Raw genomic sequence first — 26321 nt, forward strand, 5'->3', positions numbered from 1 at the left:
CGATGTAACAATCATTGGTAAACTGTTACATTTGTATATTGATAAATTTGATTTAGAATGGATTTCACTATAAAAACAATGGCAGAATATGCTGCCGAAGGAAAAGCACCAGAAGTTTTATTCTGGGTTGGATGTGCGGGAAGTTTTGATGACCGTGCTAAAAAAATTACAAAAGCATTTTGCAAGATATTAAATAAAATAGGAGTTGAATTTGCTGTTCTTGGACAGGAAGAAAGTTGTACAGGAGATCCTGCGAAAAGAGCAGGAAACGAATTCGTTTTCCAGATGATGGCGCTTACCAATATTGAAGTATTAAATGCTTACGAAGTAAAGAAAATCGTAACAGCTTGTCCACACTGTTTCAATACTCTGAAAAATGAATATCCAAGCCTTGGTGGGCACTTTGAAGTAGTACACCATACCCAGTTTCTTAAAACCTTAATGGAAGAAGGAAGACTGAAGATTGAAGGAGGTGCATTCAGAGGGAAAAAAATTACTTTCCATGATCCATGTTATCTGGGACGTGCCAACGACGAATATGAAGCGCCAAGAATGCTTCTTGAAAAGCTGGATGCCGAACTTGTAGAAATGAAGCGTTGCAAAACCAATGGTCTTTGTTGTGGAGCAGGAGGCGCACAGATGTTTAAAGAACCTGAAAAAGGAAAGAAAGACATCAATATTGAAAGAACAGAAGAAGCTTTATCTTTTGAGCCTAAGGTAATTGCTACAGGATGCCCTTTCTGCAATACCATGATGACGGATGGTGTAAAACACTTTAACAAAAATACAGAGGTTGCCGTAAAAGATATCGTTGAACTTCTTGCTGAAGCAGAAGACTTATAATTGACATCTTATACAGGTTTATGAAGCTGAAATGGAGACTCTCCTTTTTGTTTATCATTTCGATACTTGCTCTTCTTACATTCTGGAATTATCAGAACAGAGTATATGACTGGGATATGCCGGGCTATATGGGATGTATGTATACTTCCGAATTTCCGGACTCACCGGATAAAGTCCGAATCCTGACCTATGAGGAAATCAAGAAAGAGGCTCCTGCAGAACATTATACAGACATTATCGGAATAAAGCAATGGGACATTCCCAGGCAGTATTTCGTAAAAAATACCCAATCTTTTACAGAACAATTACCCTATTTTCAGATCAAAGTAGGGTATATTCTTGTGATCACCCTTTTTTATAAGCTTGGACTATCATCGCCAATGGCCGTATTGTTTACCAGTCTTATTTCTTACTTTTTTTCAGGAATATTATTATTTTATATTCTGAAACTCCTGTTTCCAAAGAAATACTGGCTTGCGATACTATTAACGATTGCCGCCATGCTTTTGCCACCAATGACTTACATGTCGAGGGTTTCTACACCGGATATGTTTATTTTTCAGTTTATGCTGATTTTTATGATCGGGTTGCTCAAAAAATGGAACAAATGGGCAATGTTTGTACTTTTATTCGGTATTACTTTTATTCGGCCAGATTATATTACATTCACCCTGACTTATATTATGGCTGTTTTCTTTTTCCATTATTTCCGGGAAAAGAAAATTGATATTTCTTTTATTGCACAGGGAATTGTACTTCTTGCCATGTATCTCGCCATCATTAAGTTTTATCATTATCCCGGATGGAAAGATCTGTTTTATGATACTTTTATTGACAGAAGACCTATTATTTCAACACACCCCATCGATGTTAGTTTAAAAGACTACCTGAGTATTATCTATATTAAAATCATTTATTTTAAAAAAGTCACTTTATCGTTGGCTATTATGATCGGAGTGATCTTCTGGCGTTCCAAAGACTCCTGGGTGAGAACGATTGCAGTTCTTTTTGTGGTGAATGTCTATATCAAATTCTTCTTCTTTCCGCAGTCGGCTGCATTAAGATTTTTCTTCCCTTTTATCTTCCCACTTTTCCTAACGATGCTCTATGTACTGAGTAAAAATACAATGATCTTAAACTCGGGAAAATTGCGTAATTTTGTATTTAAGATGATAAGGATATTCAATCAGCGTTAAATTAATATTCTGGTCAGTGATCAGAATTTATTTTTTTGATATGTTCTTGAAAAATAAATATTTGCATTATGAAAATCGAAGAATCTAATATTGTAGAAACCAACGACTACAGAGTCATTATATACCCGGCTTCAAGACCTTTTGAAACAAAAGAAGCTAAAGCTATTACTGAAAAACTATTTGATTTCCTTGCAACGTGGGCTGCTCATGGAAAACCACTTTCTTCTTCTTTTAAAATTGAAAAGAATCAGTTTATCATCGTATGTGTGGATGAAGAAAAAGAAATGGCTTCAGGATGCAGCATTGATGCATTAGGAAAGGTAATGAGAGAAATTGACGAAGAATATGAGCTAGGCCTTTTCGATAGGATGAAAGCAAGTTTTGTGGAGAATGGTGAAGTGAAAACGTTAAAATTAATAGACTTTAAAACGAAGCTGAGGAACGGAGAACTTGCAGAAGATATTCAGGTTTTTGACTTCTCTAAAAATACGTATCTGGACTTTTTAAGCCACTTCCTTCTTCCTTTGGAGAAGAGCTGGGCGGCTTCTATAAAATAATAGCTGTTAAGCTGATACAAAAGAATAATCATAAAGTGGAAAATATATTTCCACTTTTTTGTTTTAATGTATATTTGTATAGATTCGAGCAGTGACTAATGCCTAAAGTACTTTTTTTAACGACTTCCCACAGCTATAATGATGACCGTATTTTTTATCATCAGGCAAAAGCTCTTAGAGATAATGGGTATGAAGTGAAAATATGCAGTTTATATGCAGAGTATAAAGGTTGTATTGATGGGATTGAAATAGAATCTTTTGCCATTCTGGAAGAAAGTATAGAAACGAAAATGGAAACTTTCAGTAAAATTTGCAATTCTTTTCATCCTGAGTGTATCATCTGTTCTGAACCATTGGCTGTTGTGGCAGTAAAGAAGTTTGTAAAAGAACACAGGATAAGCTGTATCTATGATATTACAGAATGGTATCCTTCCATGTCAATGCTTCAAAAGTACAGGTTTCCGGTTACCATTTTTCAGGCCATAAAGTTTTCACTCATTCAGCTGTATGCCGGATTTTTAAGTACTCATTTCATTTTTGGTGAAACCACTAAAAAATTTCCTTTAGTTTATTTTTTTGGATTTAAAAAACAGATCATTGTTCCTTATTATCCGGATTCTCTTTATATCAAGGAAAGCATAAAGCAACTCGATCCGAACGTCATCAAGCTTTGCTATACCGGACAGATTTCTAAAGATAAAGGAATTGAAAATTTCTTCAAGGCAATAGATAGACTTCGTCAGAAAATGCCTGCACTTCATATCAGGATTCTTATTATTGGTTCAACTGTACAGGAAAGCGATGAGCTCTACTTTTCATCATTATTAAAGATATATTCTTTTGATGATATTGAGATCAGAAAACCAACAAGATTTGAAACATTTACAGAAGCATTTGAAGATGCGGATCTATGTTTTGATCTTCGGGAAATTAACTTTGAAAATAATCATTCTCTGCCGATAAAGCTGTTTTACTTTATGGGAGCAGGAAAGCCTGTGATTTATTCAGATTTGAAAGGGATCAGGGAGCATATGGGAGAGCTTTCGTTTGGAAGTCTTGTTGATCCTCATGATGCAGAAGCAATCTCGGATATTATCATCAATTATATCAGGAATCCGGAGCTGTATCGATCACATACTCTCAATGCACGAAAAGAATTTAAAGAAAAATATAATTGGGAACTCATAAAAGATTCCTTCGTTGATTTTGTAAAAAAATCTATTGATCAATAATCATCATGCAGCTTACTATCATTAAAACCTTTGTCTCACGTTTTCTGATTCTGATCCTCAGTTTCGGTCTGGTGATCTATTCTACGAATATGTGGGGAAGTGAGGGTAAGGGGACCATTTCTATTGTGGTGGCCAATGCAGCGGCAGTAAGCTTTTTCAGCAGCATTTTTTCCGGAAGCAGTGCTTCTTATTTCGCATCAAGATTCAGAATAGAAAAGGTTTTATTATATGCCTATCTGTGGTCTCTCCTGACTGGACTTTTAATCCCTTTTTTATTCAGTGTAGCTTCTATTCAGGGCGAATATCTATTGTATCTGATCGGAATATCTGTTTTTTCTTCACTCTTATCTACCAATATCAGCTTGTTTATTGGAACACAAAATATTAGAAAGTTTAATGTGTATACTGTTTTGCAACAGTTGGTCCATATTATCTTTATAGGAATATTGGTATATGGGTTTGGAAAGAAAGATGTTACTGTGTATTTTCTTGCACAGATTGGCTGCCTGGCGCTTCTTTTCCTCACTAGTTTTTTTCAGATTATCAAAAAATGTAATATTTCTGAAATATCATTCTGTAAAGAGGTGGGTAGAAATATGTTTGAATATGGCTGGAAAACTCAATTGAGTGCTTTTGTTCAGTTTTTGAATTACAGGCTTTCGTTTTATTTCTTAGAATATTTTGAAGGCATTGCCAGTGTTGGAATATTCTCTATCGGAGTTACTTTTTCAGAAGCGATCTGGACCATTACCCGCAGTATTGCAGTAATTCTATACTCGGATGTTGTCAATAGTAAAAGCAGGGAAGAATCTATTGAGAAAACCAAAGAATCTTTAAAACTGACCTTTTTTCTGATGATTGGTTTTGTGCTGGGTATCATGATCATACCCTCTCAGGTTTACGAGATGATTTTCGGAAAAGAATTCAGAGATACCAAAGAAATCATGCTCCTTTTATCACCGGGGATTTTTGCTATTGCGGTAAGTGATATGGTGGGACATTACTTTTCAGGAATGCGAGAACTGAAAATTCTTAATGTCAAATCAATTGTAGGTCTTGTGGTTACCGTCGTATTTTCTTTCATTGCGATACCAAAATGGGGAATTATAGGCGCTTGTGTTGCCACTACATCGTCCTATTTTGTTTCGGCCTTCCTGCTGTTCAGAAAGTTTTATAGTTCTACTCCGTTTATTTTTAGAGACTATATGGTTTCAAAAGAAGAAGTACAGCTTTTAAAGCAAAAATTTTTAAAGAAATAATTACTTGATAGCTCCCCTTAAATAAAGTCATTTTTCCTATTTTTACATATCTATTAATCCTTTTCTATGTGCGGAATCACCGGTTATTATTCATTTCATAAAAGTATTTCCTCTACAAATATTCTGGAAATGAATCAGGCGATCAGACATCGCGGTCCGGATGATGAAGGGTTCTGGATGTATAGTAACGGAGAGGGAGGCTCTTTTTCGGGCAACGATTCCACGCAAAAAATTAAAGAACAGTTTCCAGTTCTAAAAGAGAAAAATTCTAATATTGCGTTAGGTTTCCGGAGATTATCCATTATTGATCTGTCTGAAAAAGGGCATCAGCCTATGCTTTCAAAGAATGAGCAGATTATTATTACATTTAACGGAGAGATTTATAATTTTAAAAAATTAAGGAAAGAACTTGAGTCTTTAGGTCATTCTTTCTGCAGTACTTCAGACACTGAAGTTATTCTCAAAGCTTACCAGGAGTGGGGAAGTTCCACCTTTGCAAAGCTGGATGGGATGTTTGCGGTTTGTATTGTGGACCTTATCTCTCAAAAACTTATTCTGGCAAGAGACCGAGTAGGAATGAAGCCTCTTTTTTATCATCACAGTAAGGAAGGAATGGTTTGGGGATCAGAAATAAAAGCATTGTTGAAAAACCAACTGGTAAAGGCTGAAATCAACTGGAACGGAGTCTACACCAATTTTCTTTTTCAAACAACATTGGCTCCGCAAACCTGTTTTCAGAATATTTTCTCTCTGGAACCTGCATCTTTTATGACTATTGATTTAAAAAATCAGAAAATCACTACAGAAAAATTCTGGAGACTGCCTTCTCAGTCTGAAAAAAATATTTCCGATGAAGAAGCGGTAAAAAGGATTGACGAACTTCTTTCTGAAAGTATTTCAGAACAATTATATGCGGATGTTCCTGTAGCAGTGATGATGAGTGGTGGAATTGATTCAACGTTAATTGCCTCAAAATCAAGATATTTCAGCGCTAATGTTAATACATACACAATAAGTTATCCGTTTTCGGAAGAAGAAGTACATAATGCATCTCTGGCCGCCAGACATTTTGGAATTTCGCATGAGATAAAAAAAGTAAATGATGAAGAGGCACTGGAAGACCTTAAAGAAAATATTCAGCATTTTGAAGAACCTTACAGCAGTTTTGAAGTCTTGATTAATGCCGCAAAATATGCACATAATCAGAATTTTAAAGTTGTATTAAGTGGAAATGGAGCGGATGAGCTCTTTGCAGGCTATTCTCATACGCTGAAACTGAACAGATGGCTTCTGATGAGGAATTTTAATTTTATAGGCCCTTTGATCTTTACAAAGGATAAATTTTCACAACGGGTGAAAAACTACTTTTCCCAGTATCATATGTTTGATTTTTTCAGACAAAGCCAGATCAGTATGAGACCGATGGAAGTTAAAAGTCTTATAACCCCAGCTATTTATAGTAAAATAGATTTACACCTTTCAGAATATCATCTTTCAGAAGGAAAAAATTATGCCGGGTATTTTGAATACGACATGAAATATTCACTCTCTTCCCACCATGTTTTCCGGGATGATCTGAGTGCGATGAAGTATAGCGTAGAATTCCGTTATCCTTATCTGAGCAATAACCTGATAGATTATGTATCAGCACTTCCGGAAAATATCAGATTTAATGGAATTCAGAATAAACCTTTATTACGTAAAGCAGCTAAAAAATATCTTCCTCAGGAAGTTCTGAATATGCCCAAGAAAGGGTTTTCATTTCCGGTGAATTATTTCATTAAAAATGAGCAAAAAGTAAGAGACTTTATTACCGAAAATCTGGAAAGCTTAAAAAAGCGAAATTTCTTCAATGCTGCAGTGATTGATGAATGGTGGAATCATCAGGAACATGAATATGATTGGGTAAAAATATGGCAGCTGGTTACCTTTGAACTGTGGTATCAGAAATATTTTGAAAAATAAAGAAGGAGTCTAAAGATTAATATTTTACCTTTGTATTTATGATGAAATATTTTTGGGGCATTTTTATAGCGGTTTTTGCACTCATCAGTTGTAAAAATGATGATGATTCTTTGCAGAGAATAGATCAGGCGCTGAATATTTATATGAAAAACAGTGCAGGTCAGGACCTTCTGAACAGTAAAAAAGCCGGATCTTATACTGGATTTTCGGTAAATGATATTTTTGGAACCAAAGATATTGCCCCGGTAAGTATTCCATTGAAAATGACAACGGATTCCTTATTTTACATGGATTATCTGGCGGGTGCTAAAAGAAGAAGATTGGATTCTATCAGTCCTGATAATCCGGGAACAGGAACTTCTTACCATTCCAAAATGTTAATTACCTTTACAAAAAGTACCAATGTCAATGATAATGTTACGGGGACATTGGAAATTCAATATCGTAATACACCTACTGTATTTCAGGTTTCAAAGGTATTGTATGACGGAAATGAAGTGTTTTCAAAAGAGGCTGATGCACCTACTTCAATAAATACCGTTACGATCACAAAATAATTTTTAAATTTGTACAATTGTTAGCTTATTATGAGCTAAACATCTAATATTTAACATCTAAATAAAATGTTACAAGTCAATTTTTTGCGCGACAACAAAGAACGCGTTTTAGAAGGTCTTAAGAAAAGACAATTCAAAAATCTTGAGTTGGTAGACGAGGCTATCGCTGCCGACGAAGAAAGAAAAAGAATCCAGTTTGAGCTAGATTCCCAGCTTTCCGAAATCAATAAAATTTCGAAAGAAATCGGACTTTTGATGAAAGAAGGGAAAAAAGAAGAAGCGGAATCTGCAAAGTCTAAAACAGCACAATACAAAGAGTCGAGCTCAGAATTGAAATCCCAGCTAGAAGTTAAAGAAAACGATTTACTGAATATTCTTTATCAACTACCCAACATTCCCAATGAACTGGTAAAGAATGGTGCTTCTGCGGATGATAACGAAATCATTTTCCAGTCTCATCCTGTAGAAGGTCTTGGTGAAGGAGCAATCCCTCATTGGGAGCTGGCAAAAAAATACAACCTGATTGATTTTGAATTAGGGGTAAAAATTGCCGGAGCAGGTTTTCCGGTTTATTTAGGAAAAGGAGCGAGATTGCAGAGAGCTCTGGTTCAGTATTTCTTAGATAAAAACGTGGAAAAGGGATATACGGAAGTGAACCCTCCTCATGTTGTCAATGAAGCCTCAGGTTTCGGTACCGGACAGCTGCCGGATAAAGAAGGACAGATGTATTATATCAACGAAGATAGATTATATCTTATTCCTACTGCAGAAGTTCCTGTAACAAACCTTTACCGTGATGTATTGCTTGAGGAAAAAGATCTTCCGATCAAAAATACGGCATTCTCTCAGTGCTACAGAAGAGAAGCAGGAAGCTACGGAGCTCACGTAAGAGGATTGAACCGTCTCCACCAGTTTGAAAAAGTAGAAATCGTAAGAATTGAAAAACCGGAAAATTCTTATGCTGTTTTGGAAGAAATGGTAGAGCATATCAAAGAAATTCTTACCGATCTTGAGCTTCCGTTCAGAGTATTAAGACTTTGCGGTGGTGATACAGGTTTTGCATCTGCCATGACCTATGACTTTGAAGTTTGGAGTGCCGCTCAGGAAATGTGGCTGGAAGTAAGCTCTGTTTCGAATTTTGAAACATTCCAGGCAAACAGACTGAAATGCCGTTACAAAGGAGATGGTAAATCTCAGCTGGTTCACACCCTGAATGGATCTGCAATGGCTTTACCTAGAATTATGGCTGCATTGCTGGAGAATAACCAGACACCGGAAGGAATCAAGCTTCCTAAGAAGGTTGCGGAATATGCAAGATTTGATATGATCAACTAAATTAATCTATTTTTAGTAACAATAAAAAGACCACCATAATCCGGTGGTCTTTGTTTTATTCAGTAACGATGATAATCTTCTTATCAGCGTTTTTTAGTTTTGTAACATTATCGTAAATAGCTTTCAGATCATAATCTATTCTTATGGAATGATCATCAATCTGTTTTACCCAATCATGTTTACCTGAGATTGATTGTATTTTATTTTCAAATTTTAAGGTTGTACCGATCTTTTTGAAAAACATTACCATCATCCCGGCTACTTTCTCAGCTTCTTCCTTTGAGCTTTTGGTTTTGACAGCCTCTTCAATACTTCTAAGATTAAAATTTTCTGTATCGATGGTGAGGGTTTTTCCATCCCAGCTATTGTATATATTTTGATCTAAAGGGATTTTTTCGGTCTTTGTAAAACTTTTTAAAACCAAATAATCTTCTGGAGTAAAATGTTCCATTTTAAAAGAAAATCCTGCCAGCTTGTTGTCCTCCTTTGTGGATTTCATGAAAACTTTTTTCATGATTCTGATAGAGTCCGGATTTTCAGTTTTTAATTTTCCTTCCTTTTTGGCAAGATCATACATACTTGTCCAGGTAGTCGGAAGTCTGTCCATTTCCCCAAATTCCTTCTGCTTTAATGAATCCGGTGTCATCGCCATCATTTCAGCCATAAACTCCCTTGTATCAATATCTGTGACAGAAGAGGAGGCAGCATCTTTATGATAGACAATTTCAGAATTGATACTGCAGGATTGCAATATAAAAAGACTGATCAGAAATAAGATGATGTTTTTCTTCATGGTAGATTTAAATACAAATTAATGGCAGTTAACGGCTCCGTTCGGATCTTTAATAATTGTCATGGCTTCTGCTTTCGGAGAAACATAGGGAATTCCGAGTTCAAGACCTCTCAGAATGAATAATCCTCCCAAAATAATCATAATCACAGGAACTGCTTTTAAAACTTTTACTCTGAAGGCCTGATTCATGAGATTTCCAGCCAGAACTATAGCGAACATGAATGGAAGGGTTCCCAAACCAAATAAAGCCATATAAAAAGCTCCCTGCCATATCCCTCCTCCTGCGAGGCTGGCGGTAAGTGCCATATACACCATTCCACACGGTAAGAAGCCATTTAATACACCAGTCGTAAATCTTGAACGGTAATCTGCTTTCTGAAGTAATTTTCCCAAATTCATTTTTACGCTGTACAGAAACTTGGATAGGAAAGGAATTTTTGAAGCAAAATCTTTTCCACCAAATGAAAATACAGCCATAATGATCAGAAGAACTCCTGCCGTAATAGTGAGGTATTTCTGAAAGCCAGCCATTTCAAATCCTTGACCGATAATTCCGAGAAGTGCACCCAATAAGGAGTAGGTGAAAATTCTTCCGAATTGATAAGTAAGGTTCTGAAGATAGAAATTAGCTGACTGTTTTTTGGTTAATCCCATCGATAAAGCAATAGGTCCGCACATTCCGATACAGTGAAAACCGGAAGCAAAGCCTAAAGCAATAGCCGATACAATAAGTCCTATTTCCATATCACATCATAATCCATTCGGTAGTCTGTTTTATCTTTTGTCCAACTTAATCTTAATGTGTAGTTTCCTACTTTCAATACCTGTGCAGGAATTGTGAAAGACTGGCTGGCATCAAGCTGTACAGATTTTTTAATGTCTAAATTCTGGTCGTCGGTTCTGTTTAAAACAAATTTTACCGTAGTATTTGAGTTATTATATTCTTTAGGAAAAGTAATTTTAATTCCTTGAGTATCCTGGCTGTATACAGGTTTTTCCTGAAGATCATCTGCCTTTTTCTTAGCATCAATCACATCCTGGTACTTCAACTCTTCTTCGTAATAATTATCGGTTACCATTTCAGAATTCTTCTGCCCGTTCGGGAAAAGAAACATCATGGATAATATAAAAACTATGAATGCTAATAGTGCAATTACAACACCATGTCCCCAACTAAAGTTCTTCATCTTTTTCTAATTAAAATTGCAGTTTAAATGGTCCTTCAAAATAAGTCTGATAAGAGTCTATCAATTTACCTTTCATATCGTAAACACCGATAGTAATATTTTGTTTAGAGAGTTTCATATCATTTTCCGGGAAGCTGATGTTGATCGTTCCTTTGGAAATTTTATCTCTGTCTACCTGAATCTTACTTGATGCACTATACGTAATTTCACCATGTGCAGGATCTATTACTTTGATGGTAACGATTTTTTTTTCGTTCGTTTTATTAAGGAAGGTATAATTATAAGTGTTGGTAATTTTACCGTCTCTCACAAAGAATGTACTTCCCGCAGGTTTGATGAATTTAGCCTCCATCTCGCCACGGCTGTACAGAAGATATCCCAGGAATCCTACAAGAAGGAACAGGAATATAGAGAACCCTTTCATTCTTCCTGTAAATTTGAACTGAGTTTCTTTTTCAATTTCGTTTTCAGAAGCATATCGGATCAATCCTTTTGGAAGTCCTACTTTTTCCATTACTTCATCACAGGCATCAATACATGCGGTACAGTTGATACATTCCAGCTGTTGTCCGTCTCTGATGTCAATTCCGGTAGGGCATACCACTACACACTGGTGGCAGTCGATGCAATCTCCTTTTCCTGCAGCTTTACGATCTTCGCCCTTTCTCCATTTTGCTCTGTTTTCTCCTCTTTTGAAGTCATAGAAAACATTGATAGTATCTTTATCAATCAATACACCCTGAAGTCTTCCGTAAGGACAAACCAATGTACAAACCTGCTCTCTGAACCACGCAAATACAAAGTAGAACGCTGCGGTAAGAAGAATCATTACAATAAAATTGGTAGGATGTGCAAATGGTCCTTCCCCAACAATTTTAAATACTTCTTCATATCCTACGATATACATGAACATAAAGTGGGTAATAATGAGTGAAATGATAACATAAATAGTCCATTTCAAACTTCTTTTCCAGATCTTTTCACTGTTCCACTCCTGTCTGTCCAGCTTCATTTGCTTATTTCGGTCTCCTTCAATCAGATATTCGATTTTACGGAATATCGATTCCATAAAAATTGTCTGAGGGCAGATCCACCCGCAGAAAATTCTTCCGAACGCAATCGTAAAAACAATAATAAAGATTAAAGAGGCAATAGCACCTAAAGTAAGGATAAAAAGTCCTGTGGATAGAAAGGCTGTCCAAAAATGAAAAACTCCCTGTCTATTACATTAAACATCAGCAATGGGTTTCCATTGATTTTGATGAATGGTAATGTAAAATAAATAATTAATAGTAAATAGCTTACAATGTTTCTATAGTTGGTGTACTTTCCTTTAGGTTTTCTTGGAAAGACCCATTTTCTTTTTCCGGATTGCTCCATTGTCCCTATAGAATCTCTGTAAGTCTCAGGGTCCAGAACCTGTCCCTGTCCGCCGCGTACTTCTATATCTTCTATGTCTGACATATGTAATAGGTTTTAAAAAAGAAAAAACATAATTCGTTACTATTTTAATCTAATAACAAATTATGTTTTTTCATATGTTTTCTAATTTTTTAAATTATTCTTTTTCCCAATGTGCTTCGGTTCCCTGAGGAGCTGCTCCTCCCTGAGCCGGAGTCACTGGTGGCTGTTCCTGGTTGATGTGATATACATACGCTGCAATCTTCTCAATTTCTGCTCCTGAAACTTCTCCGTTTTTACCGAAGGCTCTCATGGCAGGGTTAGTAGGAGAACCATTCCAGTCCATGTGGAATACGTTTTTGAATAACGTTTTCTCAGGCTGGTTGATCCAGTAGTTATCAGTAAGGTTTGGCCCGATACCTCCACTACCGTCTTCTTTGTGACAAGATGCACAGTTTGTTTTGAATAATTCTTTACCTTCTGCAATGTTATCAGCTGAATACTTAGCTGTTTCAATCGTTACAGGAGGCTGAGATTTCTGATATTCTTCAATACTTGCCAACTGCTCTTTATATTCTTTTTCATATTCGCTTAACGGGTGAGCGAAGTCTGTGAAAGAGTAAGCTGCAATATATACAATACAAAAAGCGGTCCCAAAATAGAATAAACCTACCCACCATTTCGGTAATTGGTTATCCAACTCCATGATTCCGTCGAAACCGTGGTCGATAAGGATATCCTTTTCTTCAGAAGCCGATTGCTTTTTGAAAGCACTTTGGTACAATCTTTTGAAATAAGGAACTTTCTTTTCAGCTAAATATGCTGCCTTTTCCTCAGGAGATAATTTCTTGAATTTGTTGTTCTCAATTAGGTCTCCGATAGCTCCATGAATGTAAGCCAGGATACCAGCGATCACAACAGTTCCCCAGAAGTAAGGTGAAGAAAGGAACGCGTAGCTCTGTACAAATAAATAATAAAAAACTATTAAAAGTCCGATTATTATTAAGATGTTTATAACAACAGGTGTTCTTTGTTTCATAAAAAATAGTTTAATTTTTTAAATTAAAATCGTCATCTTCATCATCCCCAAGAGGTGCCTCTTCTTCTTCTTTGTAATATTTTTTAGGTCTGCTAAAAACATAGATTACTAAAGCTATGAAGAACAGCATAAAGAAAATCAGAGCCAGTGTCTGGTAGAAGCCAGCATTTTCAGTATTGGATAATATATCTTTAAAGTTCTGAGGAATCATAGTATGAACTTTTTAATGTTTTTTAGTTATTACTTGCTGTTTTGATTTCAGTTGTTTTGATATCAGTTCCTAATCTCTGAAGATAAGAAATAAGAGCTACAATTTCTTTTTTCTCTAGTTCTCCCTGAGGTCTCTTAGCATAAGCCTGCTTAAGGTCATTAGCTTCAGAGAAGATATCTTTCACAATTTTTGCTGATTGGTTGTTTGCCCATGTGTCTGCAGAATCAATTTCAGCCTTAGTATAAGGTACATCGAATACATTCTTCATCAGCTTCATCTTGTCTACCATCTTAGTTCTGTCTAAGTCAGTAGCAATTAACCAAGGGTAACGAGGCATGATAGAACCAGCAGAAGTAGATCTTGGGTTATACATGTGCTTGTAGTGCCAAGAACTTGGGTTTTTACCACCTTCTCTATGTAAATCCGGTCCTGTTCTCTTAGAACCCCATAGGAATGGTCTGTCGTATACGAATTCTCCAGCTTTGGAGTACTGTCCGTTTTTACCGTTGAATCTTGTAATCTCATCTCTGAACGGTCTGATCATCTGAGAGTGACAAGCGTTACATCCTTCACGGATATAAATATCTCTACCTTCAAGTTCCAGCGGTGAATAAGGTTTTACCGCAGAAATCGTAGGTACACTTTTCTTAAGAGATAGTGTTGGAATAATTTCAATTGAACTACCGATTGATATCGTGATGAAAGATAAGATACCTAATAATACCGGAGTTCTTTCCAGCCAAAGGTGAGTACCTTCTCCTTCTTTTCTGTTTTTGCTGATGTTTGCCAACGCTGGAGCTTCAGCAGGAACTTCTTTTTGGAATGATCCTTTTCTTACTGTAGCGATTACGTTTACAATCATCAGGATAGATCCTGAGATATAGAATAGACCTCCTACGAATCTCATTTTGAAGTAAGGAATAATTGCAGTTACCGTATCCAGCCAGTTTTTCCATAATAAGGTTCCATCCGGGTTGAACTGCTTCCACATTAATCCTTGTGTAAATCCTGAAATATACATTGGAACTGCATAGAAAATGATTCCTAAAGTACCTAACCAGAAATGCCAGTTAGCTAATTTTACAGACCAAAGTTTTGTTCTCCACATGATTGGTACCAGGTAATAGATAACCCCGAATGCCATGAAACCATTCCATCCAAGAGCTCCTAAGTGAACGTGACCGATAACCCAGTCTGTAAAGTGACCAATTTTGTTGATGTTTTTAGTTGCCAAAAGCGGTCCTTCAAACGTTGCCATACCATAACAGGTAACAGCTACTACGAAGAACTTAAGGATAGGATTTTCTCTTACTTTATCCCAAGCTCCTCTCAGCGTAAGAAGACCATTTAACATACCTCCCCAGGATGGTGCAATAAGCATGATAGAGAAACCTGTTCCTACCGCCTGAGCCCAAGCCGGAAGAGCTGTATACTGAAGGTGGTGAGGACCAGCCCAGATATATACGAAAATTAATGACCAGAAGTGAATAATAGACAGTTTATAAGAGAATACCGGTCTGTCTGCAGCCTTCGGAAGGAAGTAATACATTAAACCAAGAACCGGAGTCGTCAATACGAATGCAACCGCATTGTGTCCATACCACCACTGTACAATAGCATCTTTTACCCCTGCATATGCTGAATAAGATTTCCAGCCTGTGAAAGATAAAGGTACTTCAAGGTTGTTGAAGATGTGAAGCATTGCTACTGCAATCCAGGTACCGATGTAGAACCAGATGGCTACATAAAGGTGTCTCACTCTTCTCTTAGAAATAGTCAGGAACATATTGATACCAAAAATGATCCATGAGAATGCGATCAATATGTCGATCGGCCACTCGTGTTCAGCATATTCTTTAGAGGTATTAATCCCCATAAAGAATGTAACGAACGTAGCAACGATCATAAACTGCCAGGTCCAGAAATGTAACCAAGACAATGTGTCACTGTACATTCTTGTTTTTAATAATCTCTGTAATGAGTAATAAATACCCGTGTAAACAATGTTACAAACGAATGCAAAGATTACGGTATTGGTGTGCAGCATTCTGATTCTACCAAAACCAAATGCACCATGAGTGTTTATTAACCCTTCGATATTACCAGATGCCAAACTTTTAATGGTTGTGTCATCCGTCCCGAAAAAGAATTCAGGTAATTCAGGGTAGAAAAGCATTAATGCCGCCGTAAGCCCGAACGTAAATCCAATGAGACCGAAAACTAAGGTCGCATAAAGGAACGCACGGACAATACTATTGTCATAACTAAACTTCTGTGTTTCCATATCAACTATTCACTATTTTTCTCAATTTTTATTATTTTCTCCTATTTCTTTATCGTCTTTATTTTTGTTGCCGGTTTCATCTTTTTCTTCGACTTTTTCGTCATCAAAAAGGATTCTGACAGCCGGAGATTCATCATCTTCAAACTGTCCTTTTCGGGCATACACTATAAATACGACCAAGAAAATCGCAGCCAAAGAAACACTGCAGAGGATCATTAAATATAGAATATCCATTGGACAACAAAATTAACCTATTTTCGGGGTTCAAATTTAGTGAAAAATAATGACATTCATCACGAAATGCCGATTTCAGCTAATTTAAAATCAGTCTAAATAAGGGCTTTTACGCCTGTTTTTTGAAATGTTTGCGACCTAAAATCCAGGTTGAAAGTGTAGTAAAGGTAACCACTGTAATCGAACTGATTGGCATGATGATTGCAGCGAAAAGCGGATGCATATGCCCTGTAACAGCGTAACTTAAACCAACAATATTGTACAGAAAACTGATTATAAATGTCATTTTCACAATCGTGATGGAACCCTTACAAACGTTCAGGTAATTGTCCAGAGTAACTACTTTATCTCCGTTCATGATGACATCGGAAGATGGGGTAAAACTATTCGTGTCGTCAGCAATAGCAATTCCCACATTACTTTGTTTTAAAGCTCCTGCATCATTAAGTCCGTCTCCTAGCATTGCGACTTTTAAGTGCTGATCCTGAAGGGATTTGATGTAGTTTAACTTGTCTTCCGGGCTTTGATTAAAGGCCATTCCTTTGTAATTAGGAATAAGCTCTTTAAGTTGATTTTCTTCTGAGGAATTGTCTCCGCTCAGGATAAATATTTTGTAGTGGGTAAGTTTTGTGAAAAGTTCTTTCAGCTTCGGGCGGTATTCATTTTTAAAGATGAATTTTCCTAAATATTCTCCGTTTTTACTGATGTAAACCGCCGTTTCAAGGTTTTTAGGCTCCTGGTTGTTATACCTTGCTGAACCAATTTTATATAGGCTTCCTCTTACGCTTGCTTCGTATCCTTTTCCGGAGATTTCAACGAAATTTTCTACCGGGAAATAATCATCATTGACTTCAAAGAACTCATACAATGATTTTGAAAGCGGGTGATTGGAATTTTTTAATAAAGTTTTGATATTCAAAGAGTCAAATTCGCTGATCTCAGATCCTTCGTATTTGATGTTTGATTTCTTTCTGTGTGTAATGGTTCCTGTTTTGTCAAAAACAATCGTATCAAGTTTCGCGATTTTTTCAATCGTTAAAGTATCTTTTACGTAAAACTTATTTCGGCCTAAAATTCTCATAATGTGACCGAAAGTGAACGGAGCAGACAAGGCAAGTGCACAAGGACATGCAATAATCAGAATCGCAGAAATAACCTGAAACATAATTTTTAAATCAATAAAATACCAATAAGTTCCTGCGACTAAAGCGATACCTAAAATAATGAATGTGAAATATTTGCTGACGTTATTCGTAAGAGTATCGAGACCTGTTTCGTGTTTTTTAAATGCCTCTTTATTCCAAAGCTGAGTTAAATAACTTTGATCTACGTTTTTAATCACTTCGAGCTCTAAAGATGATCCTATCTGCTTACCTCCGGCAAAAATCTTATCTCCAGGCTGTTTGCTGATACTTTCACTTTCTCCGGTAATGAAACTGTTGTCGATATTACCTTCTCCGTTGATCAGAATAGCATCTACCGGAATGATTTCCTGATTCCTAACCAGAATTCTATCACCCACTTTTATTTCAGATAGTAAAATATTATCCTGTTTACCTTCGAAATCTACCTTGGTTACAGCAATCGGGTAGAAGGATTTGTAATCTCTGTCATAGGATAGTGCACTGTACGTCCTTTTCTGGAAAATTTTCCCGAGAAGCATAAAGAATAAAAGTCCACAAAGAGTGTCAAAATATCCTGGACCATAATCTGTTACCACTTCATAGATACTTCTTCCGTACAGAACAAAAATTCCTAAGACAATCGGAACGTCAATATTGACAATCTTATTTTTTAAACCGTACCATGCGGATTTATAATAGTCTGAAGCTGAATAAAATACAACAGGCGTTGCCAGCAGGAATATCAAAGTTCTGAATAAACCTCTGTAATGTTCCATCCAATAATCTTCCCCTCCAATATATTCCGGAAAGGCAAGGAACATTCCGTTACCAAAAGCAAAGGCAGCAATGGCAAATTTTACTAATAAAGATTTGTCAAGATGATCTTCATTTTTATCAGCGGTTTCAAGGCTGATTACCGGTTTGTATCCTAGATTGGTTAAGAATTTAGCGAGTTCGCTTAATTTCAGATCGTTATGGTTGAAGGAGATCTGTAAGGTCTTCCTTGTAAAGTTTACCTGGGAATATTTAATGTGCTTATTTAATGTATGAAGGCTTTCCAATAGCCAGATACAGGAAGAACAGTGAATAACGGGGATTTTGAAAGTAACAAGACTGGTGCTTCCTTCAGAGAAATCAGTAACCTTTTCAAAGATTTCCGGTGTGTCTAAGTAATCAAATTGAGAAGAATTTTCATCATTCGGACGAATTCCTGCTCCTTTATTAAGCTCATAGAAATTGCCTAAATGATTTAAATTTAGAATCTCGTAAACAGACTTACATCCGTTACAACAGAAAGTCTTTTCGTCAAATAAAATTCTCTCTTTTTCTATCCCTTGACCACAATGAAAACAGTTCTCGCTCACCCCATAAAATATTGAACTACAAAATTATAACAAATTTTTTTGTTTATCGCGTTAAAAAGTTCTATTTTTGTGATAAATATCATATAAAATGCCGCAGGAACAACAGATAGCAATTGAAGAGAGGTTCGCCAGAGTTTTTAATGATAAATCATTTAAAGAAAGACTTTCTAGCGCAGATTTTGAAAAATACATTAATGGCAAAAAGAAACTTAGTTTTCAGAAACATGATACTATTTTCGAGGATGGCGAAACTCCAAAAGGAGTGTTTGTCCTGGAAAAAGGTGCTGCCAAACTTTCGAAATCAGGAGCGTTCGGTAAAGATCAGATTTTAAGATTTATCAAAGAAGGAGATATCATCGGCTATCGTTCTTTGCTTTGCGGGGAAAATTTCCAGGCCAAAGCAGAAGCAATGACAGATATTGAATGTGTGTTTTTGCCTGCAGATATTTTCATGTATCTTTTGGAGGTAGACCCACAATTGTCTTTTGTAATGCTTCAGAAAATCTCATACGAACTAGGAGAATCTTCCAATACCATTACTTTCCTTGCACAAAAAACGGTAAGAGAAAGACTGGCAGAAATTCTTTTGCTGCTGGAACAGAAACTGGGAGTAGATCCTGAAGGCTTTATCAAGATCTCATTAACGAGAGAAGAGATAGCTAATATCATCGGTACTGCTACTGAAAGTGCCATCCGCCTGATCTCGGAATTCAAACAGGATAGCCTGATTGAAGTGGACGGAAGAAATATCAAGATCTTAAATCACGACAAACTCATGAAACTCGGTCACGTAGTTTTATAATCATACAAAAACTTAAGTCGGCTCAAGGCCGACTTTTTAACTTTTAAAAATAGATAAATTATGTCTGTTCACTCTGAAATTAAAAAAGTTACAACTGAAACCTTGCGTAAAATGAAATTCGACAAGGAGAAAATAACAATGCTTACAGCCTATGATTTTACCACGGCGAAGATGGTAGACGCAGGTGGAGTAGATGCTATTTTGATTGGAGACTCTGCAGCGAATGTAATGGCTGGTTTCGAAACTACATTACCCATTACGCTGGATCAAATGATTTATCATGCTCAAAGTGTAGTAAGAGGAACCGACAGAGCTTTGGTGGTAGCGGATTTACCTTTTGGAACTTATCAGAGTAATCCTGAAAAAGCACTGGAGTCTGCGGTAAGAATGATGAAGGAAGGTGGGGCACATGCTGTAAAAATTGAAGGTGGAAAAGAAATTTCCAAGTCTATCAAAAAAATCATCAATGCCGGAATTCCGGTAATGGGACATTTGGGTTTAACACCACAGTCTATCTATAAATTCGGAACGTATAAAGTAAGAGCTAAGGAAGAAGCTGAAGCTGAAAAATTAATTGCTGATGCACAGCTTTTGGAAGAACTAGGATGTTTCTCTATCGTATTGGAAAAAATTCCTGCAGATTTAGCGAAGAAAGTAACAGAAAGTATTTCTATTCCTACCATCGGAATCGGTGCTGGTGCAGATTGTGACGGACAGGTTTTGGTGTATCATGATATGGTAGGAATGAACAAAGGTTTCAGCCCGAAATTCCTGAGAAGATACCTTGACCTTTACACAGAAATTACAGGAGCAGTTTCTCAATATGTAAAAGATGTGAAAAGTGTAGAGTTTCCAAACGAAAACGAAAGCTATTAATCTATGCAGAACCAACAATCTATCCAGGGAATATTATCTATCGCAGCATTGATTTGTCTTGCTGTGGGATGGTTTAATCTGTTTTCTCCGGAAATTAATCATTTACTTTCTAGAAAAGTATTTTATGTGCTGATAGGAGCAAGTTTCTTTATTCAGGCTCCGCTGCTTACAAATAAAAACTTTGTGTATGCTATGTATGCTGCTGCTGCCATCTGTGTATTCGGAGCATTTATTCCGGAAGGCTCAAAACTTTCAGCTGTTAAAACGGTAGGCCTTCTGGCAGGAATTATCTTGTCTTTATCCAATAGAAGAAGATAGAATGAAATAGTATGAAGGAGCAGATTATATATGAAGACAACCATCTTCTGGTGATTAATAAAAAGGTGGGTCAGCTTGTACAAGGTGACAAAACCGGAGATGAATCACTATTAGAATCCATCAAGAATTTTATAAAAATAAGAGATGCTAAGCCGGGAAATGTTTTTCTCGGCTTGGTTCATCGTATAGACCGTCCTACATCAGGGCTGGTGATCTATGCAAAGACTTCCAAAGCGCTTTCCCGTTTGACGCAAATGGTGAAAAACCGTGAAGTAAAAAAAACATATTGGGCAGTTGTAGGGAAAGAAATGATCCCACAAAGTCAGAGGCTAGTACATTATTTAAAGAAAAATGAAAAAAATAATAAAGCCATTGTTTTTCCAAAAGCTACAGAAGGAGCAAAAGAAGCCATTCTTACCTATCATGTGATTAAAACACTGGATAATTATCTTCTTCTTGAGATTGATCTTGAAACAGGAAGGCATCATCAGATCAGAGCACAACTATCTAAAACGGGAGTTCCCATTAAAGGAGATCTGAAATATGGAGCGCCACGTTCCAATCCTGATGGAGGAATCAATCTTCATGCAAGGAAACTGGAATTTATTCATCCGGTTACCAAAGAAAATATTGAAATCATAGCTCCTGTTCCGCAGAATGATGCGATCTGGAGGGCTTGTGAAGAATAAAACTAAAAACTAAATAATATGAAACTTAAATTAATTTTTGTAATGACCCTATTATTGGTTATTACCTCTTGCTCTAAAGATAATGAAATTGAGACTCCTCCAGAGGTTATAACAGATAGACCGGCTAAAATTTCTGCTGCTTTTCCCCTTTTGAATGCAGGACTTATTATTTCTGGAAATGATGTAAATTATACATTTGAATATGATTCAGCGGGGAGAGTAACTAAAAGAAATGGATTTGTTTTTAAGGGTAATATAATGTATCCGGATTATTTTTTACATACTTCATATACTGGTATAACTTATACAGGTAATACTGCTGTTATGAAAAATTATAATGCTGGTGCTCCCAATGAAAGAAAACTTGAATTTGATAATCAAGGAAGAGTGATTAAACTAATCGTTCCTTCCGTTACTGATGCAACAAAGGAAAAACATATTACATATAGTTATAATATTGCGGGAAAACTTGCGGAAACCTTGACCTCTTTTCCTAATGCGGTTTACGATCCTGCCAATCCCAATGATTATATTTTAACCTATGTAGACACGTTTACTTATGATAATATGGGAAATATGGATAAGATAGTGACTAAAGAAAAGCATAATAATATAGAGGTTTATATTATAAAAGAAGTAGAATTTAAAGATTTTGATCTTGTCCCAAATCCGTTTCGGAAACTAGGTATTTTTGACGAGTACTTTTATTATTCACTATCCACTAATAATTTTGGAATGCTGATAACTAAGAATTATCAATTGGGAAATTATATAAATAGCTACACATCATTATGGAAGCGTTATTATAATTCAGATTGGAGTATGAAGCTTTTTGAATAAGATATTTTTGATTTAAATATCAATAAAGCCCGTTTCAATTTCAGAGACGGGCTTTTTATTTAAAATCATTTCAGATTTTGCCCATTCTAAAAAAATGTCTAACTTCGTCCCAAACTTTAGGGGTGTCTGTTACCAACAGACTGAGACTTTACCCTTTGAACCTGATCTGGATCATACCAGCGTAGGGAAAAGTAGATGACTTTTGCTGTACATTCTATTGTACAATAATGGCCATTCCTAAAGTATATTTAATTTATTAGGAATGGAACTTATAATCAACCACACCCGAAAAACATTTGATGTACTTCCTGCCAACCTGGAAGCATTACTGGCTATTGAGCTGCCTGGAAAAAAGAAAGGTATTGCTGTAGCTGTCAACAATCGCATTATTCCCCTGTCTGTCTGGGCGGAAACCATGCTAAACAATAACGATTCAGTGTTAATCATTACTGCCACTCAGGGCGGTTAATTCTCATATTTAATACCAATACTTATGGCTCACTCCATTACATGTTCGCCATTTCCGAACTCAAAGAAAATCTATATTGAAGGTACATTACATCCTATCAATGTAGCCATGCGTGAAATACAGCTTAGCCCCACGAAATTGACCAATGGCGGCTTTGAACATAATGCTCCGGTAACCATTTATGACACTTCGGGGCCTTATACCGATGAAAATGCAGTCATTGACATTCAGAAAGGGCTTCCAAGAATCAGAGAACAATGGATTCTGGATAGAAATGATGTGAATATCTTAGACGGAATTACATCTGAATACGGCAAAGCGCGTTTGGCAGATCCTCGTCTTGATGAATTGAGGTTTTCCTATGATCATAAACCTAAAGTGGCAAAGGATGGCAAAGAACTGACCCAGCTTTACTATGCCAAACAGGGAATCATTACTCCGGAAATGGAGTATGTTGCCATCAGAGAAAATCAAAGAATAGAGCAGCTTGAATCCGTATCAAAAGAAATGGCTTTTCAGCATGCCGGACAAAGCTTTGGGGCGAATACTCCCAAAAGTAAAATCACCCCGGAATTTGTAAGAGACGAAATTGCTGCCGGAAGAGCTATTATTCCCAATAACATCAACCATCCGGAAAGCGAGCCGATGATTATCGGGAGAAATTTCCTGGTAAAGATCAATGCGAATATCGGAAACAGTGCCGTTTCATCCAGTATTGAAGAAGAAGTGGAAAAAGCAGTATGGGCCTGCCGATGGGGAGCAGATACCATTATGGACCTTTCAACCGGTAAAAATATTCACGAAACAAGAGAATGGATCATCAGAAATAGTCCGGTTCCTATTGGTACTGTTCCGATCTATCAAGCATTGGAAAAAGTAAAAGGTGTTCCTGAAGATCTTACATGGGAAATCTTCAGAGATACTTTGATTGAACAGGCTGAACAGGGAGTTTCTTATTTTACCATCCACGCAGGAGTTTTACTAAGATATATTCATCTGACAGCCAACAGAGTAACCGGAATTGTATCCAGAGGAGGATCGATTATGGCAAAATGGTGCTTATTTCATCATAAAGAAAGTTTCCTGTATACCCATTTTGAGGAGATTTGTGAAATCATGAAGAAATACGACGTAGCTTTCTCTCTGGGAGACGGTCTTCGTCCGGGATCTATTGCAGATGCTAATGATGCCGCTCAGTTTGCAGAACTGGAAACTTTAGGTGAACTAACAAAAATTGCATGGAAGCACAATGTACAGGTAATGATTGAAGGCCCTGGGCACGTTCCGATGCACATGATCAAAGAAAATATGGAAAAGCAGCTGGAAGAATGCCATGAAGCTCCATTCTATACCTTAGGCCCTTTGACTACAGATATTGCACCGGGCTATGATCATATTACTTCAGGAATCGGGGCTGCCATGATCGGATGGTTTGGATGTGCAATGCTTTGCTATGTAACTCCGAAGGAACATTTAGGGCTTCCGAATAAAGACGATGTAAAAGTTGGAGTAATAACTTATAAGCTGGCGGCTCATGCTGCAGATTTGGCTAAAGGTCATCCGGGAGCACAGTACAGGGACAATGCATTGAGTAAAGCCAGATTTGAATTCAGATGGGAAGATCAATTTAACCTTTCATTAGATCCAGAGACAGCAAGAGCTTATCATGATGAAACACTGCCTGCAGAAGGAGCAAAAATTGCCCATTTCTGTTCCATGTGCGGACCGAAATTCTGTTCCATGAAAATTACACAGGAAATTCGTGAATCAGCAGAACAAGGAATGCTTGATAAATCACAGGAGTTCATCGAAAAAGGGAAAGAAATTTATATATGATCCTGGTCATTACTCCTGAATTGATTGTCCCGAACGAGACAGATTTCATTAATCAGATGTTTCAGGAAGGTCTTGATCTGCTTCACATTCGTAAACCATGGATCAGCCGGAATGAAATGATTGAATTTATCACTCAGATTGATGAATCTTTTTATACACAGCTGGTTTTGCATACGTATTATGACCTTGGGAAAGAATTTACTATTTCAAGGTTTCATTTCAGAGAGATTGATCGACAGGAAGAAATGTATAAGTCTTTTGCGAAAGAAAATACCATTTCAACTTCTGTACATGATATTAAAACCTACAATACTTTGGAAAAAGAATGGGAATATGCTTTCATAAGCCCGTTCTTTCCAAGTATCTCCAAAAAAGGATATGGATTGAATTCTACCATTAAAGAAGAAATAAAACATCGGAACAATCCGGATGTAAAATTGATTGCTCTTGGAGGAATTCATCAGGATAATATTCATGAAGTTTTCGATTCAGATGCTGATGGAGCAGCTTTATTAGGTGCAATCTGGGAAAGTGAAGAACCCTTAAAAGTATTCAAAAAATGCAGGAACGTCCTTATGTCATAAGTATTGCAGGCTTCGATCCCAGTGGCGGAGCAGGCTTATTATCAGATAGCAAAACTTTTGAGCAATCAAAGGTGATGGGGCTTGGAGTGTGTACGGCATTAACATTGCAAACTGCTTCGAAATGCCTGAGTTTAGAATGGCGGCCTATACATGAAGTAACTGAAGCGATTCAGGTACTGATGGATAATTATTCCGTTTCAGCCGTGAAAATTGGAATTGTGAAGGATGCCGAATTTCTGGGTAAGATTGTAAAAACAGTTCAAAAAGGAAATCCTGAAGTGAAAATAGTTTGGGATCCCGTTCTGAAAAGTACTTCTGAATTTACATTTTTTAACCTTGAAACACTTCCTCAATTAAAAAGTACGGTTAATAAACTTAGTTTAATAACTCCTAATTATAACGAATACCACATTTTAAGAGGAGATAATCTTTTGCCGGATACAAATCAATGCTCATTACTGATCAAAGGAGGACACCGTAAAGATCATTTGGGAACGGATATTTTAGTTGAAAACGAAAAAGAAACTTTTTTACTCCCGTCCGAAGACAATACAATCTATTTTCCTAAACATGGTTCCGGCTGTGTTTTATCTTCAGCCATTACAGCAGAACTGGCGAAAGGCGAAAATATGGAGAAGGCATGCCGAAACGGAAAACGATACATCGAAAAATTTTTAAAAAGCAATCCCTCTTTATTGGGAGCGCATTCATAGAAAACATGGAAAAATTACAATACATATCACAAGGAAATACCCTGCAGGAACAGGAACTTTGTATTCGGAAAGCCTTAGACAACGGGATCAAATGGGTACAGGTTCGATGGAAAAATGCTCCTGAAAACGAATTAATCAATCTTTGTGAAATTTCAAAACAACTTTGTTCAGAATATCAGGCGGTTTGTATTATCAATGACCATGTACAAATAGCCAAAGAAATAGATGCAGATGGTGTTCATTTAGGATTGAACGACAGTGCCATTGAAGAAGCAAGACTGATCTTAGACGAAAATAAAATAATTGGAGGAACGGCTAATACCCTTTCAGATGTCATTCAGAGAATCAAAGAATCTTGTGATTATATAGGTTTAGGACCATTGAGATTTACTACAACCAAAGAAAAACTAAGCCCTGTTCTGGGGTTTGAAGGCTACCAGGCTATCATTGATGGATTAAGAGAAAAATCAATAGACGTTCCCCAAATATTTGCCATCGGAAGTGTTACTCTCGAAGATATTTTACCGTTACAGGAAATCGGGATTTATGGTGTTGCTGTATCCGGACTTATTACCAGGCAGCCGACTATTATTAACGAACTAAAAAAGTAATG

At 36.7% G+C, this 26321-nt stretch carries 26 protein-coding genes, 1 pseudogene and 1 riboswitch; of the genes and pseudogenes, 18 read left to right on the forward strand and 9 right to left on the reverse strand.

The annotated features are described in order from the left end of the window. Positions 1-57 precede the first annotated feature (57 nt). From KBP46_RS16460 to serS, 8 genes are all read left to right on the forward strand, one after another. Positions 58-843, forward strand: coding sequence for a (Fe-S)-binding protein (locus tag KBP46_RS16460; protein WP_062676022.1), 786 nt, complete (start codon positions 58-60; stop codon positions 841-843). A gap of 20 nt (positions 844-863) precedes the next feature. Further along, on the forward strand, positions 864-2039 hold the full coding sequence (locus tag KBP46_RS16465; RefSeq protein ID WP_216443713.1) for a hypothetical protein: 1176 nt from the start codon (positions 864-866) through the stop codon (positions 2037-2039). A gap of 68 nt (positions 2040-2107) precedes the next feature. Continuing rightward, on the forward strand, positions 2108-2596 hold the full coding sequence (locus tag KBP46_RS16470; RefSeq protein WP_216443714.1) for a hypothetical protein: 489 nt from the start codon (positions 2108-2110) through the stop codon (positions 2594-2596). Between the two features lie 98 nt (positions 2597-2694). Continuing rightward, positions 2695-3828, forward strand: a complete 1134-nt coding sequence (locus KBP46_RS16475; protein WP_216443715.1) for a glycosyltransferase — start codon at positions 2695-2697, stop codon at positions 3826-3828. A gap of 5 nt (positions 3829-3833) precedes the next feature. Next, positions 3834-5087: a lipopolysaccharide biosynthesis protein gene (locus KBP46_RS16480; protein WP_216443716.1), complete on the forward strand. Its 1254-nt coding sequence runs from the start codon at positions 3834-3836 to the stop codon at positions 5085-5087. Between the two features lie 66 nt (positions 5088-5153). Beyond that, complete coding sequence (asnB, locus tag KBP46_RS16485; protein WP_216443717.1) at positions 5154-7052, forward strand: asparagine synthase (glutamine-hydrolyzing); 1899 nt, start codon at positions 5154-5156, stop codon at positions 7050-7052. A 38-nt stretch (positions 7053-7090) separates the two neighbouring features. Continuing rightward, positions 7091-7609 carry a hypothetical protein gene (locus tag KBP46_RS16490; RefSeq protein WP_123277636.1) on the forward strand — a complete coding sequence of 173 codons (519 nt, stop codon included), beginning with the start codon at positions 7091-7093 and terminating at the stop codon, positions 7607-7609. Between the two features lie 66 nt (positions 7610-7675). Further along, positions 7676-8944, forward strand: coding sequence for a serine--tRNA ligase (gene serS / locus KBP46_RS16495; RefSeq protein WP_216443718.1), 1269 nt, complete (start codon positions 7676-7678; stop codon positions 8942-8944). Positions 8945-8999: 55 nt separating this feature from the next. Here serS and KBP46_RS16500 read toward each other — a convergent pair whose 3' ends face one another. The 9 genes and pseudogenes from KBP46_RS16500 to KBP46_RS16540 all read right to left on the reverse strand — a co-directional run bounded on the left by KBP46_RS16500 (position 9000) and on the right by KBP46_RS16540 (position 18581). After that, positions 9000-9737, reverse strand: a complete 738-nt coding sequence (locus KBP46_RS16500) for a hypothetical protein (RefSeq protein ID WP_062676014.1) — start codon at positions 9735-9737, stop codon at positions 9000-9002. A gap of 18 nt (positions 9738-9755) precedes the next feature. Beyond that, a complete protein-coding gene (locus KBP46_RS16505) occupies positions 9756-10481 on the reverse strand; it encodes a sulfite exporter TauE/SafE family protein (protein WP_062676013.1) in 726 nt (241 codons plus the stop codon). Continuing rightward, on the reverse strand, positions 10472-10924 hold the full coding sequence (locus KBP46_RS16510; protein WP_034692611.1) for a FixH family protein: 453 nt from the start codon (positions 10922-10924) through the stop codon (positions 10472-10474). Before KBP46_RS16510 ends, KBP46_RS16505 begins: the two co-directional genes overlap by 10 nt. Before the next feature lie 10 nt (positions 10925-10934). Continuing rightward, a pseudogene (ccoG, locus tag KBP46_RS16515) lies at positions 10935-12388 on the reverse strand (cytochrome c oxidase accessory protein CcoG). Positions 12389-12482: 94 nt separating this feature from the next. Next, a complete protein-coding gene (locus KBP46_RS16520; protein ID WP_062676011.1) occupies positions 12483-13364 on the reverse strand; it encodes a cbb3-type cytochrome c oxidase N-terminal domain-containing protein in 882 nt (293 codons plus the stop codon). A gap of 10 nt (positions 13365-13374) precedes the next feature. Beyond that, positions 13375-13575 carry a cbb3-type cytochrome c oxidase subunit 3 gene (locus KBP46_RS16525; protein ID WP_002983870.1) on the reverse strand — a complete coding sequence of 67 codons (201 nt, stop codon included), beginning with the start codon at positions 13573-13575 and terminating at the stop codon, positions 13375-13377. Between the two features lie 22 nt (positions 13576-13597). Next, entirely contained in the window at positions 13598-15859 is a 2262-nt protein-coding gene (gene ccoN, locus KBP46_RS16530) for a cytochrome-c oxidase, cbb3-type subunit I (RefSeq protein WP_062676010.1), read from the reverse strand. 21 nt (positions 15860-15880) lie between these two features. Then, a complete protein-coding gene (gene ccoS / locus KBP46_RS16535) occupies positions 15881-16093 on the reverse strand; it encodes a cbb3-type cytochrome oxidase assembly protein CcoS (protein ID WP_062676009.1) in 213 nt (70 codons plus the stop codon). Positions 16094-16202: 109 nt separating this feature from the next. Beyond that, the gene (locus KBP46_RS16540; protein ID WP_216443719.1) at positions 16203-18581 is read right to left on the reverse strand and encodes a heavy metal translocating P-type ATPase metal-binding domain-containing protein; all 2379 of its coding nucleotides are present in this window, start codon (positions 18579-18581) and stop codon (positions 16203-16205) included. 88 nt (positions 18582-18669) lie between these two features. Here KBP46_RS16540 and KBP46_RS16545 point away from each other — a divergent pair, with 88 nt between their 5' ends. From KBP46_RS16545 to KBP46_RS16590, 10 genes are all read left to right on the forward strand, one after another. Then, positions 18670-19383: a Crp/Fnr family transcriptional regulator gene (locus KBP46_RS16545; protein WP_034692595.1), complete on the forward strand. Its 714-nt coding sequence runs from the start codon at positions 18670-18672 to the stop codon at positions 19381-19383. Positions 19384-19443: 60 nt separating this feature from the next. Further along, entirely contained in the window at positions 19444-20259 is an 816-nt protein-coding gene (gene panB / locus KBP46_RS16550; RefSeq protein WP_062676007.1) for a 3-methyl-2-oxobutanoate hydroxymethyltransferase, read from the forward strand. 3 nt (positions 20260-20262) lie between these two features. After that, positions 20263-20577, forward strand: coding sequence for a hypothetical protein (locus tag KBP46_RS16555; RefSeq protein WP_047377337.1), 315 nt, complete (start codon positions 20263-20265; stop codon positions 20575-20577). An 11-nt stretch (positions 20578-20588) separates the two neighbouring features. Continuing rightward, positions 20589-21266, forward strand: a complete 678-nt coding sequence (locus tag KBP46_RS16560; protein WP_114821650.1) for an RluA family pseudouridine synthase — start codon at positions 20589-20591, stop codon at positions 21264-21266. An 18-nt stretch (positions 21267-21284) separates the two neighbouring features. Continuing rightward, positions 21285-22106 (forward strand): hypothetical protein, encoded by an 822-nt coding sequence (locus KBP46_RS16565; RefSeq protein WP_216443720.1) that lies wholly within the window; start codon positions 21285-21287, stop codon positions 22104-22106. 108 nt (positions 22107-22214) lie between these two features. After that, a riboswitch (TPP riboswitch) is annotated at positions 22215-22311 on the forward strand. 57 nt (positions 22312-22368) lie between these two features. After that, positions 22369-22575 (forward strand): sulfur carrier protein ThiS, encoded by a 207-nt coding sequence (gene thiS / locus KBP46_RS16570; protein WP_216443721.1) that lies wholly within the window; start codon positions 22369-22371, stop codon positions 22573-22575. A 24-nt stretch (positions 22576-22599) separates the two neighbouring features. Further along, the gene (thiC, locus tag KBP46_RS16575) at positions 22600-24411 is read left to right on the forward strand and encodes a phosphomethylpyrimidine synthase ThiC (RefSeq protein WP_216443722.1); all 1812 of its coding nucleotides are present in this window, start codon (positions 22600-22602) and stop codon (positions 24409-24411) included. Beyond that, positions 24408-24995, forward strand: a complete 588-nt coding sequence (locus tag KBP46_RS16580; RefSeq protein WP_120233243.1) for a thiamine phosphate synthase — start codon at positions 24408-24410, stop codon at positions 24993-24995. Before thiC ends, KBP46_RS16580 begins: the two co-directional genes overlap by 4 nt. Further along, positions 24971-25708, forward strand: a complete 738-nt coding sequence (locus tag KBP46_RS16585; protein WP_062676003.1) for a hydroxymethylpyrimidine/phosphomethylpyrimidine kinase — start codon at positions 24971-24973, stop codon at positions 25706-25708. The genes KBP46_RS16580 and KBP46_RS16585 overlap by 25 nt, the downstream gene beginning before the upstream one ends. Positions 25709-25713: 5 nt before the next feature. Next, positions 25714-26319 carry a thiamine phosphate synthase gene (locus tag KBP46_RS16590; RefSeq protein WP_216443723.1) on the forward strand — a complete coding sequence of 202 codons (606 nt, stop codon included), beginning with the start codon at positions 25714-25716 and terminating at the stop codon, positions 26317-26319. Positions 26320-26321: the final 2 nt, after the last annotated feature.

It is taken from the genome of Chryseobacterium sp. PCH239, from assembly GCF_018924625.1.
Classification (GTDB): Bacteria; Bacteroidota; Bacteroidia; order Flavobacteriales; family Weeksellaceae; genus Chryseobacterium; species Chryseobacterium cucumeris.